Origin of the sequence: Gelria sp. Kuro-4 (assembly GCF_019668485.1) — a bacterium.
GTDB lineage: Bacteria > Bacillota > DTU030 > DUMP01 > DUMP01 > DUMP01.
Window position 1 is genome coordinate 874,726 of the sequence record NZ_AP024619.1, and the last position, 12,731, is coordinate 887,456.

Here is a 12,731-nt window from a genome sequence, read left to right on the forward strand (position 1 = left end):
GAAGAGAGGGATAGCGTGGAGCGGCCGGTAAAGATCCTTTCTGTCTTCGGAACCCGCCCCGAGGCCATCAAGATGGCGCCGGTGGTAAAAACCTTGGCGGCGGCGCCGCGGTTTTGCGCCCGCGTGGTGGTCACCGCCCAGCACCGGGAGATGCTGGACCAGGTGCTGAACCTCTTCGGCATACAGGCCGATTACGATCTCAATGTCATGCAGGAGGCGCAGAGCCTTAGCCAGATCACCACGCGCGTGCTGACGCGCCTGGAGGAGGTGCTGGTGGCGGAAGAGCCGGACATGATCCTGGTGCACGGCGACACCACCACCACCTTCGCCGCCGCCCTGGCCGCTTTTTATCACCAGGTGGCGGTGGGGCACGTGGAGGCGGGGCTCCGTACCCACGAAAAGTACTTTCCCTTTCCGGAAGAGCTGAACCGGCGCCTCACCGGGGCCTTGGCCGACTTGCACTTTGCCCCTACGGCGGCGGCACGCGCCAACCTCCTGGCGGAGGGGGTGAAGCCGGAGCGGATTCAGGTGACGGGCAACACGGCCATCGACGCCCTGCTCCTTACTGTTAAACCTGTCTACCGGTTCAGTGTGCCGCTCCTTAACGCATTGGACCACGAGCGGAATAGAATAATAGTGGTGGAGGCGCACCGGCGCGAGAACCTGGGCCGGCCGCTGGAGGAGATCTGCCGGGCCGTGGCCGCCCTGGTCGAGCGGCACAGCGACCTTCAGGTGGTGTTTCCCGTCCACCTCAATCCCAAGGTACGGGAGCCGGTTTACCGCCTCCTGGGCGGGCACGAGCGCATTCACCTCCTCGACCCGCTTGGCTACGGCGACTTTGCCAACCTGCTGGCGCGTTCGTATCTTATCCTCAGCGACTCCGGCGGCATCCAAGAGGAGGCCCCGGCCCTGGGCCGGCCGGTGTTGGTGCTGCGGTCCGTCACGGAGCGGCCGGAGGCGGTGGCGGCCGGGACGGTACAGGTAGTGGGGACGGAGGCGCCGGACATTGTGGCGGCGGCCGAACGGCTCCTTACCGACCGTGGCGCTTATGAGCGCATGGCCCGGGCGGCCAACCCCTATGGTGACGGCCGCGCGGCCCGGCGGATCCGCACCGGGCTCGAGCACTGGTTTGGACTGCGCCCGGAGCCGCCGGAGGAACTCGGCGCGTAGGCTCCAGTCCCTCCCGGAAAGGAGGAAGAAGTATGGCCCCGCCGCGGCGTATTCAGTGGATTTTTGCGGCCAGTACCTTCACCCTGGGCCTGGCAATTGCCGTGGTCTTCGCCTACTATGTCGGCAGCTGGCTGGATGAGCGTTTCGCTTCGGGAAGCATCTTCTCCAGCGGGCTGGTGCTCCTGGCTATTGCCGGCGGCTTCTACAATCTTTACCGGCACATCCGCGACTCCAGGTAGGATTTACCACTTGCTCCGCTGTAAAGCCCAGTGGTACACTGGGCGCGGAGACAACAAACCGGTTGGCACCCAGAATAAGCGGGAAAAGCGAGGATTATACGGGTGGAGAAACTGGTGATCACAGGCGGTCATCCCCTGGCGGGCAGAGTACGGGTGGCAGGAGCCAAGAATGCTGTTTTGCCGCTGATGGCCGCTGCCCTCATGGTGGAAGGCGAAACGGTGCTGGAAGATGTTCCGGCGCTGGAAGATGTAAGCACCATGCTCCAGGTGCTGGCGCACCTGGGTACTGAAACCCATTACGGCGCTCCGGGCCGGCTGCACCTTACCTCTCCTGCGAAAGGGGAGGGCGAGGTGGCCGCACCGTACGACGTGGTCCGGCGCATGCGGGCTTCTTTTCTTGTGCTGGGGCCCCTCTTGGCCTGCCGCGGCCGGGCGGAGGTGCCGCTGCCGGGTGGTTGTGCCATCGGCGGGCGGCCGGTGGACCTGCACCTCAAGGGCCTGGCGGCTCTGGGCGCCGAGGTCAGCCTGACGCAGGGTATGATCCGGGCGCGCGCCAAGCGCCTCACTGGTGCCCACATCTACCTGGACTTCCCGAGCGTCGGGGCCACCGAGAACATCCTTATGGCGGCCAGCCTGGCCCACGGCGAAACCGTCATTGAAAACGCCGCCAGCGAACCGGAAGTGGTGGACCTGGCCAACTTCCTCTGTGCCGCCGGCGCCCGCATCAGGGGGGCCGGCACAGGCGTCATCCGCGTGAATGGAGTGAGCGGGCTCCGGGGGCTGCGCCACACGGTGATCCCCGACCGCATCGAGGCCGGCACGTTCATGGCGGCCGCCGCCATCACCGGCGGGAGCGTCACGGTGGAAAACATCGTCTACGAGCACTTAAAGCCGGTGGCGGCCAAGCTTACGGAGATGGGCTGCGCGGTGGAGCTTTCCGACGCCGGCGACGCCATCCGGGTGACGGCGACCGGTACCCTGAAGGCCACGGATGTAAAGACGCTGCCTTACCCAGGCTTCCCCACCGACATGCAGTCGCCCTTTCTCGCGCTCCTCACGCAGGCCCGCGGAACAGGCGTGGTGACGGAAACCGTGTTTGAAAACCGCTTCCTGGCGGTGCCGGAACTGAAGCGCCTGGGTGCCAACATCCGCGCTGAGGGACGTACGGCCGTGGTGGAAGGCAGGACGCCCCTCGCAGGCGCCGAGGTCACCGCTCCCGACCTGCGGGGCGGAGCAGCCCTGGTGCTGGCCGGCCTGGCGGCGGAGGGAGAAACCAGCGTTACGCGGCTAGAGCACCTCGACCGTGGCTATGAACGCCTGGCCGAGAAGCTGGTAGGACTGGGAGCGCAGGTTAAGCGAGTAAACGTCACAAATGTATAGCGGGAGAGAAGGCGCCCGGGCTGCGGCCCGGGCGTTGGCATACCGCTCCGCGGCTTCTCATATAGATTAAGAAGCACGAGCTTTAGCTGGGCGGGGTCCAGGGGGAGGAGAAGCGCTTGCGGAGCTTTTGGGCGGGTGTGATCATCTTTGTGCTGCTGGCCGTGTTGGTGCTGCCGGCGGCGGTTATCGGCCTCATGGGGGGAGCGCGTGGACCGGCGCCGGAGGCGCTGGAGGCGGCGCGCGCCGACGAGGGGCCCCTCCTTAAGGTGTTTGTGGCGGCCCGGGGCGAGGTGGAGGAGATGCCGCTCGAACGCTACCTGGTGGGCGTCACCGCGGCGGAGATGCCGGCGGAGTTTCACCCCGAGGCCCTTAAGGCCCAGGCGGTGGCGGCCCGCACCTATGCCCTGCGGCGCCTCAAGTCTTTCGGCGGCGCCGGTTGCCCGAAGCACCCCGAGGCGGACATCTGCACCGATCCGGCGTGCTGCCAGGGCTGGCTGAGCGAGAGCGAGCTTAGGCAGCGCTGGGGGCTCTTTTCTTATCCGCGCTACCACGAAAAGATCGCCGAGGCCGTGGCGGCCACCGCCGGCCTGGTGATCACCTACGACCATGAACTCATCGATCCGGTGTACCACGCCAGCTGCGGCGGCTTAGGCACCGAAGACGCCGCAGCGGTGTGGGGGAGTTCCGTGCCTTACCTGCGCCACGTGGAGTGCAACTTCGACGGCAACCCGCCCCACATGGGCGACGAGGTCACCTTCACCCTGGCCGAGCTGGGGGAGCGCCTTGGGCTTGAGGTGGCGGTGCCGGCCAGCCAGGGCCTGGACCTGGCGGTGCTGAGCCGCACCGCCGCCGGCCGGGTTAAGGAGCTGCGCGCCGGCCGGATGACCCTCTCCGGGCCCGAGGTGCGAAAGCGGCTGGGGCTCAACTCCACCAACTTCAGCTGGCGCCTGGCTGAGGGCGGCAAAGTCGTCTTTACCACCTCCGGCAACGGCCACGCCGTAGGCCTCTGCCAGTACGGTGCCGACGGCCTGGCCAAAGCGGGCCGTGACTTCCGCGCCATCCTCCAGCACTACTACACCGGCACCACCGTCTCCCCACCCCCCGGCTCCTCGGGGTCAGGTATCAACTTTTAAAAGTTCTTCTCAAACCTGCAAAATACTTTAAAAAGTTGATACCTGACCCCGAGGAAGCAAGCAGGAATTTGAGCGGCGGGCGCGAATATATACACTACTGCAGGAACTCCTGCAGCAAACCTGACACAAGGCAGCAAGAAATGATGCAAGGCGGGTTGAAAAGGTGACAAACGCAGGTATCAGCCTCGAAGCACGCATAAAGAAGGCCTTCGGAGAGCTCTCCGGCGCGCAGCGCGCCCTGGCTGAGTTTATCCTGAGCAACTACGAGCAGGCCGCCTTCCTCACGGCGGCCCGGCTGGGGGCGCTGGTGGGTGTGAGCGAGTCCACGGTGGTGCGCTTCGCCTACACCCTGGGCTACCAGGGTTGGCCGGAGCTGCAGGGGGTCCTGCAGGAAATGGTGAAGAACCGCCTCAGCACAGCGGCCCGCCTGCGCCTTTCGGCGGCTCCGGTGGCGGGCGAGAAGGAATCGGTGGCACGCGAGATTCTCACCACGGATCTGGAGAACCTGCGGCGCACGCTCCAGGAGCTGAAGGAGGAGGACTTCGACGCCGCCGTAGACGCCGTCATCGCCGCGCGCGACATCTACGTGCTGGGCTCGCGCAGCGCCCACTCCCTGGCCCTCTTTCTGGCCTTTTACCTGCAGATGATCGGCAAGCGCGTGCGCGTGGTGCCCCAGGGGGTGAGCAGCATCTTCGAGGAGCTGGCCACGGTGCGCCCGGAGGACCTGGTGATCGGGATCAGCTTTCCCCGCTACACCCGCCTCACCGTACAGGGGTTTGAGTACGCCCGCGCCCGGGGCGCGCGGATGCTGGCCCTCACCGATAGCATTCTCTCACCGCTCGCCCCGCTGGCGGACATTACACTCACGGCGCAGAGCAACCTGGGTTCCTTTATCGAGTCCTTCGCGGCCCCGCTTTCGGTGATCAATGCGCTGGTGACGGCGGTGGGCCGGCGGGATAAGGAAAAAACCCTGGCCTGCCTGGACGAGTTGGAGGAGGTGGCTGCCCGGCACAGCATCTTTTACCAACCGGGAGGGGGTGGAAATGGCGTGTAAAAAAGAGACCGCACACGTGGTGCGGTCTCTGCAGCCGGTCACGGTCCGGCCCGGTTTTGTGGCAGCAAAACCGGTGCCAAAGGTTCCTTTTACCTTCCGGAGGACCGTATACCTGGTCTCATTGTAGCACCAGGGTGGCCCTCCTGTAAAGACTACTGGAGGTGCAACCATGGCTCTTACAGAAGAAGAGAAACGGCGGATAGCCATCGAGCGAACGGCGGAACTGCGCGGGCGCATTGCGCCGTACCTAAAAGCCTCAGAGGAGATTGAGACGGGCTTTAAGCTGGCGGAGCGCTTTGCCCGGCGTAAGGAGGAACTGAAGAAGTTCTTCGGCGCCGGCGAGGAAGAGTGGAACGACTGGCACTGGCAGATCCGAAACCGCATCAGCGATGTGGAGACCTTGGCCGAGCTGGTTAACCTGACGCCGCAGGAGGCCGACGAGGTCGCCCGGGTGGGGGCCAGGTACCGCTGGGCCATCTCGCCCTACTATGCCTCGCTCATGGACCCGGACAACCCGCGCTGCCCCATCCGCCTGCGGGCGGTGCCCAGCATCAATGAAATTACCGATGTCTACGGCGTGCCGGATCCGATGGCGGAAGAGTACACCTCCCCGGCGCCGCGCATCACGCGCCGCTACCCGGACCGGCTCATCATCAACGTGACCAACCAGTGCGGCATGTTCTGCCGCCACTGCCAGCGGCGCCGTAACATCGGCGAGGTGGACCAGCCGGCGCGCGACGAGGAGATCCAGGCCGCCCTGGATTACATCCGCGCCAATCCGGAGATCCGGGACGTTCTGATCACCGGCGGCGACCCCTTCACCTTGGAGGACGACAAGATCGACTGGATCCTCACTGAGCTCGACAGCATGCCGCATGTGGAGATAAAGCGCATCGGGAGCGCCACCCCGGTGACGCTGCCCCAGCGCATCACCCAAAAGCTGTGCGACATGCTGGGCCGGCACCTGCCGCTCTACTTAAACGCCCACTTCAACCACCCGAAAGAAGTCACTCCCGCGGCGCAGGAGGCCTGCCTGCGCCTGGCGCGGGCCGGGGTGGGCCTGGGCAACCAAGCGGTGCTGCTCAGGGGCATCAACAACGATCCTTATGTGATGAAAAAGCTGAACCACGAGCTCTTAAGGATCATGGTGCGGCCGTACTACATCTTCCACGCCAAATCCGTGCAGGGGACGACGCACTTCGTCACCACCGTGCAGGACGGCCTGGAGATCATGGAGAACCTGCGCGGTTACACCTCGGGTCTCGCCATCCCGTGGTACATCATCAACGCGCCGGAGGGCCACGGCAAGACCCCAATCGTGCCGCAGTACCTTGTTTCTATGGGCAGAGATTATGTGCTAATCCGTAACTGGGAAGGTAAGGTCTTTCGTTATCCGAACCGCTAGCGGAGCAGTATACAGGTGTTTACCCATTCGGTCAACGCTGTTTAATTCGAGACTATAGGAGGGTCGCTAATGGATAGGGTGCCAACCTCAACCTGGTTGTTTATCGTTGTTCCTAGTTTCTTAACCTACATCGCGGCCATCTACTACTATCTTAAATTCAATCAGTAAAAGAAGGAGTGAACAGGTGTGCTTGTGGGCTTAGCCCTTCCAATCTTCCTTTTCTTATATCTTGTTTTCCTTGTCGGGGTAGGATACACAGCTTCAAAGTACATGAAGAGCCTGGAAGACTATGTCTTGGCTGGGCGTCGAGTGGGGTCTTGGGCTCTGGCTTTTACTTTTAGTGCTACGGGAATGAGCGGCTGGCTTGGACTAGGGTTTGCTGGATATACGTATCGATCTGGATTCGAGGGCGTCTGGACTATGGTGCCAAGTGCGACGATCGGCATTTTTCTCAGCTTTGTGCTAATTAGTAAGCTCATTCGTCGTTACTCTGAGGACGTCAACGCCTTAACGGTGCCTGATGTCCTTGAGATCCGGTACTATGATCGAAAAAAAGTTCTGCGAATCATTGGAAGTATTGTTATCTTAGCCGCAGCTATTGCCTACATTAACGGGCAATTAGTTGCATGCGGTAAGCTTTTTGCCACGGTGTTAGGATGGAATTACAACGTAACCATTGTTATTGCCGCAATTACATTCGTAGCCTGGACGACACTAGGTGGGCTTCTTGCTGTCTCTTGGACCGACCTCGTTCAGGGAATTCTAATGGTATGTGGAAGTGCCATGGCAGGCGCTTTTGCCATTGCGTTGTCGGGTGGAATAGAAGAGTTGTCTGTCGGATTAGCCAAAGTGGCGAAAACTGACCCGGCCTTTATCATCTCCCCATTTGCCACAGTGCCTATTGTTATTTACGGGATTTCCCTCTTTCTTGGCGATGGGATTATGAGTTGGGCTGGACAGCCTACCTTGATGATGCGCTACATGTCAGCGAAAGATACTAAGACATTAACCTTGTCTGCCGTACTAGCTGTGTTTATCCAAAGCATACTATTCTTTGGGGTCTTCTTGGCCGCTTTGTATATGCGCGCGAAGTTTCCAAGTGCTGAGCTTCTCCCTGTAAGTAACGATAGCGAGACAGTTCTACTGCAGTTCTTTTCCACGATGACACATCCGATTTTTGCGGGCGTTTTCGTTGGCAGTATACTTGCGGGCATACTCTCCACGGCTGATTCCATGCTGCTTATCGGCGCCTCGACTCTTGTTAACGACATCTACATTAAGATTTTCAACCCCAGCGTGAATCCTCGCCAGGCCTTAACCTACTCCCGCATAGCCACCGTTCTGTTGGGTGTTCTGGGTGTAATTCTTAGCCTTAGGGGTGGATCAGTGCTGTGGATCTCCTGGTTCGGATGGAACACTCTGGGATTGTTTGGGGGCCCTGTGATTCTAGGCTTGCTATGGCCGCGAACCAGCCGTGAGGGTGCGATCGCCGGGCTCGCCACAGGTTTCATACTCATGGCAATTTGGGGTCCCCTTAACCTGGAAGCGAAACTCAACTTGTTCCAGGCCTTTGGTGGATGTCTTGCCACCTATGTTGTCACCTGGGTGGTAAGCTTGTTTACGCCGGCACCGCCGACCGAGATCCAGTCTCAGATTCGAGAACTGAGAAGCAAACCGTTGGCAGCACGAGGGTGACGGACGGTTTTTGCGCGATGGATCAAGGAAGGAGAGAGAGCCCTGTGCCAAGAAACATAACTATAGCTGCCATTCAAATGGCTTCTCAATTGGCTAATAAAGCAGCGAATTGGGCGAAAGCCAAGGAACTCTTGGCTGTTGCTGCACGTCAAGGAGCGCAAATTGCTTGCCTTCCAGAACTGTTTCTCCAGGGTTATCACTTATCCCGGGAAGAGTTTGTTGCCCTAGCCGAAACGCAAGACCAGGTTGTTCAGCGTGTCCAACCAGTTGCACGCGAATTGGGCCTGTACATCGTTGCTCCGTATGCAGAGCAAAGTAAGATCCCCGGGATAATCTATAATTCTGCGTTATTATGCAGCCCTGAAGGCCATGCCGTAGGCAATATGCGAAAAGTTTATCTTTGGGGAGAAGAAAAACTGAAATTCCGTTCTGGCTCCACTTTTCCTGTGTTCGATACACCACTAGGGCGACTTGCTATTCTAATCTGCTACGACGCTGAGTTCTCGGAGCCCCCGCGGATTGTGGCTTTGCAGGGTGCGGAACTGGTCTTTATCCCTTCGGTTTGGAGCGTGCGCGCAAGTAATCGATGGAGTGTAGAACTGGCGGCGGCAGCTCTTTATAATCAGTACTTTGTAGTCGGCGTAAACACAATTGGGGAGGGGATATGCGGGGCAAGCAAAGTAGTGAATCCACGCGGAGAAACTGTAATTGAAGCCCTGAGGGAATCAGAGCAAGTCATCTGTGCAACGATTGACCTCGAGGATGTAGCAGCATATCGTAGCGAAGTTCCCTACTTCTCCGATCTTAAAGTGGACACGTTCAGGAGACTAGTATCGCTCGGAAAAACGCATGAAAGGAGGCAATGATCTGTGTTCAGCCCGGTTGTCGCGTCCCCGATAACGCCGGAATTGGCAGCCAGACTTCTTGCCGACTTTGTGAACCAAAGAAAACTTGGATGCGCGTCAACACTTGATGTCCGCCCTAAACTGGCACTCCGGCCGTTCTACCTTTTCACAGTAATAGTAACCATAAGACGCGGCTTTGGTCTGAAACCTCGGCTGTTAACTTTTTACCTCTGGGTGAACGCACTTACCGGGCAGGTTTTGCGGACAGCTGACTTGCCGGAATTGATCAATGCAACCTATATAGTTGACGAATCTAACGCTCCATCACTAAATAAGAAGGAAGCCGAAACCGTAGCTCATTATACAGCATTGCAGCATACACTGCGGTTTTACCGCAGCTTTTGGACACCCGAGGTCACTACAAAGGAATGCAGAGCTGTTCAATTGCCTTACTGGTTAGCCGAGATAAACTTCCCGAATGGTGCGGTGCTGTTAGAACTCAACGCCTTTAGCGGAGAAATTCATCGTGGCCAAGAGCAGGACAGAGGGGTTCAAACTACAGAAGCCAAAATGCGCTAGCCAGTTTGGCTGCACAGGGGCGCTAAGTGCTTGGCTTAAGGAGTGCATCAAGTATAAAACGCAAAAGAGACCGCACACGTGGTGCGGTCTCTGCAGCCGGTCACGGTCCGGCCCGGTTTTGTGGCAGCAAAACCGGTGCCAAAGGTTCCTTTTACCTTCCGGAGGACCGTATACCTGGTCTCATTGTAGCACCAGGGTGGCCCTCCTGTAAAGACTACTGGAGGTGCAACCATGGCTCTTACAGAAGAAGAGAAACGGCGGATAGCCATCGAGCGAACGGCGGAACTGCGCGGGCGCATTGCGCCGTACCTAAAAGCCTCGGAGGAAATTGAGACGGGCTTTAAGCTGGCGGAGCGCTTTGCCCGGCGTAAGGAGGAACTGAAGAAGTTCTTCGGCGCCGGCGAGGAAGAGTGGAACGACTGGCACTGGCAGATCCGAAACCGCATCAGCGATGTGGAGACCTTGGCCGAGCTGGTTAACCTGACGCCGCAGGAGGCCGACGAGGTCGCCCGGGTGGGGGCCAGGTACCGCTGGGCCATCTCGCCCTACTATGCCTCGCTCATGGACCCGGACAACCCGCGCTGCCCCATCCGCCTGCGGGCGGTGCCCAGCATCAATGAAATTACCGATGTCTACGGCGTGCCGGATCCGATGGCGGAAGAGTACACCTCCCCGGCGCCGCGCATCACGCGCCGCTACCCGGACCGGCTCATCATCAACGTGACCAACCAGTGCGGCATGTTCTGCCGCCACTGCCAGCGGCGCCGTAACATCGGCGAGGTGGACCAGCCGGCGCGCGACGAAGAGATCCAGGCCGCCCTGGATTACATCCGCGCCAATCCGGAGATCCGGGACGTTCTGATTACCGGCGGGGACCCCTTCACCTTGGAGGACGACAAGATCGACTGGATCCTCACTGAGCTCGACAGCATGCCGCATGTGGAGATAAAGCGCATCGGGAGCGCCACCCCGGTGACGCTGCCCCAGCGCATCACCCAAAGGCTGTGCGACATGCTGGGCCGGCACCTGCCGCTCTACTTAAACGCCCACTTCAACCACCCGAAAGAAGTCACTCCCGCGGCGCAGGAGGCCTGCCTGCGCCTGGCGCGGGCCGGGGTGGGCCTGGGCAACCAAGCGGTGCTGCTCAGGGGCATCAACAACGATCCTTATGTGATGAAAAAGCTGAACCACGAGCTCTTAAGGATCATGGTGCGGCCGTACTACATCTTCCACGCCAAATCCGTGCAGGGAACGACGCACTTTGTCACCACCGTGCAGGACGGCCTGGAGATCATGGAGAACCTGCGCGGTTACACCTCGGGTCTCGCCATCCCGTGGTACATCATCAACGCGCCGGAGGGCCACGGCAAGACCCCAATCGTGCCGCAGTACCTCATCTCCATGGGCCGCGACTACGTTCTCATCCGCAACTGGGAGGGCAAGGTGTTCAAGTACCCGAACGGCTACGTGCAGCCCTAAGGATGACCGGCTGCAGGCCGGGCGGCCTGCCGGGGCCGTCCGGCCGGTGGCCTTGACCTCTTACCTTGTGTTTCCCTGGCGCGCGAGATGTGTTTCCCCGGGCCTGCCCGGCCCTGGCTGCAAAGGAATCAGGAGAGGAAGTATTCAGAAGATTACCGGGAGGTGTAAGAAGCGATGAGGAAGGCTGGCTGGCAACTGGGAACGGTGCTTTGTGTGGCGCTGCTGCTCCTGCTGACGGCAGGAGGGTGTGCGCCGAAACCGGCCGCCGAAGGGGAGAAACCGGCGGAAGGCGAAAAGCAGGAGACCACGTACCTTACCTTCGCCTCGGGCAGCGTGGGCGGTGCCTATTACCCGCTGGGCGGCGGTATCGCCGATGTCTTGAGCGAGCTTCCGGGCATCCAGTGCGTTTCGGAATCCACCGGGGCTTCCATTGAGAACGGCCGCCTGGTGGCCTCCGGCGAGTCGCAGATGGGCTTTATGATGGGCGACGCCGCCTTCAAAGCCGTGCAGGGCATCGACCCCTTCAAGGAAAAGCTGCCGCTCAAGGCTCTCTTTTCCATGTATCCCGCCCCCGAACACATCGTCACCTTGAAGAACTCCGGCATCAACTCGGTTGAAGACCTGAAAGGGAAGCGGGTTTCGGTGGACGCGCCCGGCAGTGGCTGCGAGGCCATGGCCAAGGAGATCCTCAAGGCCTACGGCATGACCTACGACGACATTGAAGAGGCCTTCCTCTCCCAGCCCGAGGCGGCGACGGCGCTTAAAGACGGCACGGTGGACGCTGTCTTCTGGAACTTCGCCTACCCAGGTGCGGTGGTCATGGACGTAGCTTCGGCGCGCGACATCAAGATGATCCCCATAAAGGATGAAATCCTGGATAAACTCACCCAGGAGTTCCCGTACTACGTCAAGGGCAAGATCCCGGCCGGGACCTACAAAGGGGTGGACGAGGACATCGCCGCCCTGGAAGTGGGGAACGCCGTGGTGGTGCGCGAAGACATGCCGGAAGACCTGGCCTACACCATCACCAAAACCCTCTATGAAAACGTGAAGCGGTTGGCGGAAATCCACCCCGTGGCCGCGCAGATGACACCGGAGTCGGGCTGGCAGACGCCCATTGAACTTCACCCGGGCGCGGCCAAGTATTTCCGGGAGGTTGGCGTCCTCAAGTAACGAGCGAAAAAGCGCCGGGAGGCGCAGAGAGAGGCGAGGGCCGGGCGTTTCTTTGGAAGGGAGGGGCCTGCGTGCGGCGAAAGGTGCGGGCGGCGGCAGCCCTGGCCGTCGTGGTGGCCGGCTGCCTTCTCTCCCGTCCGGTGTATTTCCTGGAGGTGCGGGCACTGCCGGGCGGTCAGCTTCTCCTTCGTGTGCCCCTTCCTCCTACACGGCGGTTCGAGCTGCGCTACACGCACTCGTGGGACAAAACCCCAGTGTGGGAGGTTTTCACCGTCGACGGGCAGGGCGGTCTGGTTCTTTTGGAAGAGGATTATCTCTGGATGGGGGCGGGTTTGGATTTCCAGCCCGCCGCCGACTTCGATTTCAGCGGGGGGCGGGTGCGGGTACGGCGGAACCGGACCATCGGCGAGTTGCGCCTGGCAGTGGGAACAGTGGCCGGCCACCGCCTGGCGCTGGGGGAGGTGGAGGTTCCCTTGAGCCGCTTTGCCCCTCCCGGAAGCCGCGTGCTTTTTACGGCGCAGCGCCTGCCCTGGATTGCCTCCCTGTTCGGGCCGGGCCCTTGACTTAGGAAGGAAGTGA

General features: G+C 60.7%; 12 protein-coding genes. All 12 read left to right on the plus strand.

The features are described 5' to 3' along the window. The first annotated feature begins 15 nt into the window (after nucleotides 1-15). Nucleotides 16-1,170 carry a non-hydrolyzing UDP-N-acetylglucosamine 2-epimerase gene (gene wecB, locus K5554_RS04460; RefSeq protein WP_255565505.1) on the plus strand — a complete coding sequence of 385 codons (1,155 nt, stop codon included), beginning with the start codon at nucleotides 16-18 and terminating at the stop codon, nucleotides 1,168-1,170. A 32-nt stretch (nucleotides 1,171-1,202) separates the two neighbouring features. Next, nucleotides 1,203-1,409: an AtpZ/AtpI family protein gene (locus K5554_RS04465; protein WP_221039939.1), complete on the plus strand. Its 207-nt coding sequence runs from the start codon at nucleotides 1,203-1,205 to the stop codon at nucleotides 1,407-1,409. 102 nt (nucleotides 1,410-1,511) lie between these two features. After that, a complete protein-coding gene (gene murA, locus K5554_RS04470; RefSeq protein WP_221039940.1) occupies nucleotides 1,512-2,789 on the plus strand; it encodes a UDP-N-acetylglucosamine 1-carboxyvinyltransferase in 1,278 nt (425 codons plus the stop codon). A gap of 116 nt (nucleotides 2,790-2,905) precedes the next feature. Next, nucleotides 2,906-3,922: a stage II sporulation protein D gene (gene spoIID, locus K5554_RS04475; RefSeq protein ID WP_221039941.1), complete on the plus strand. Its 1,017-nt coding sequence runs from the start codon at nucleotides 2,906-2,908 to the stop codon at nucleotides 3,920-3,922. A gap of 163 nt (nucleotides 3,923-4,085) precedes the next feature. After that, nucleotides 4,086-4,976 (plus strand): MurR/RpiR family transcriptional regulator, encoded by an 891-nt coding sequence (locus K5554_RS04480; protein ID WP_221039942.1) that lies wholly within the window; start codon nucleotides 4,086-4,088, stop codon nucleotides 4,974-4,976. Between the two features lie 169 nt (nucleotides 4,977-5,145). Next, nucleotides 5,146-6,381 (plus strand): glutamate 2,3-aminomutase, encoded by a 1,236-nt coding sequence (gene eam / locus K5554_RS04485; RefSeq protein ID WP_221039943.1) that lies wholly within the window; start codon nucleotides 5,146-5,148, stop codon nucleotides 6,379-6,381. Nucleotides 6,382-6,567: 186 nt separating this feature from the next. Further along, the gene (locus K5554_RS04490) at nucleotides 6,568-8,076 is read left to right on the plus strand and encodes a sodium/proline symporter (protein WP_221039944.1); all 1,509 of its coding nucleotides are present in this window, start codon (nucleotides 6,568-6,570) and stop codon (nucleotides 8,074-8,076) included. Nucleotides 8,077-8,120: 44 nt separating this feature from the next. Further along, nucleotides 8,121-8,942 carry a nitrilase-related carbon-nitrogen hydrolase gene (locus tag K5554_RS04495; RefSeq protein WP_221039945.1) on the plus strand — a complete coding sequence of 274 codons (822 nt, stop codon included), beginning with the start codon at nucleotides 8,121-8,123 and terminating at the stop codon, nucleotides 8,940-8,942. A 3-nt stretch (nucleotides 8,943-8,945) separates the two neighbouring features. Next, entirely contained in the window at nucleotides 8,946-9,500 is a 555-nt protein-coding gene (locus tag K5554_RS04500; RefSeq protein WP_221039946.1) for a hypothetical protein, read from the plus strand. Nucleotides 9,501-9,731: 231 nt separating this feature from the next. Continuing rightward, nucleotides 9,732-10,979: a glutamate 2,3-aminomutase gene (eam, locus tag K5554_RS04505; RefSeq protein WP_221039947.1), complete on the plus strand. Its 1,248-nt coding sequence runs from the start codon at nucleotides 9,732-9,734 to the stop codon at nucleotides 10,977-10,979. Nucleotides 10,980-11,153: 174 nt separating this feature from the next. Next, on the plus strand, nucleotides 11,154-12,152 hold the full coding sequence (locus K5554_RS04510) for a TAXI family TRAP transporter solute-binding subunit (protein ID WP_221039948.1): 999 nt from the start codon (nucleotides 11,154-11,156) through the stop codon (nucleotides 12,150-12,152). 71 nt (nucleotides 12,153-12,223) lie between these two features. Then, entirely contained in the window at nucleotides 12,224-12,715 is a 492-nt protein-coding gene (locus K5554_RS04515) for a DUF1850 domain-containing protein (RefSeq protein ID WP_221039949.1), read from the plus strand. Nucleotides 12,716-12,731 lie beyond the last annotated feature (16 nt).

What these genes read in the sequence shown, in the direction of transcription:
- K5554_RS04465 (WP_221039939.1), top strand. Translation starts at nt 1,203, where the DNA reads ATGGCCCCGCCGCGGCGTATTCAGTGGATTTTTGCGGCCAGTACCTTC.
- eam (WP_221039943.1), top strand. Translation starts at nt 5,146, where the DNA reads ATGGCTCTTACAGAAGAAGAGAAACGGCGGATAGCCATCGAGCGAACG.
- eam (WP_221039947.1), top strand. Translation starts at nt 9,732, where the DNA reads ATGGCTCTTACAGAAGAAGAGAAACGGCGGATAGCCATCGAGCGAACG.
- K5554_RS04510 (WP_221039948.1), top strand. Translation starts at nt 11,154, where the DNA reads ATGAGGAAGGCTGGCTGGCAACTGGGAACGGTGCTTTGTGTGGCGCTG.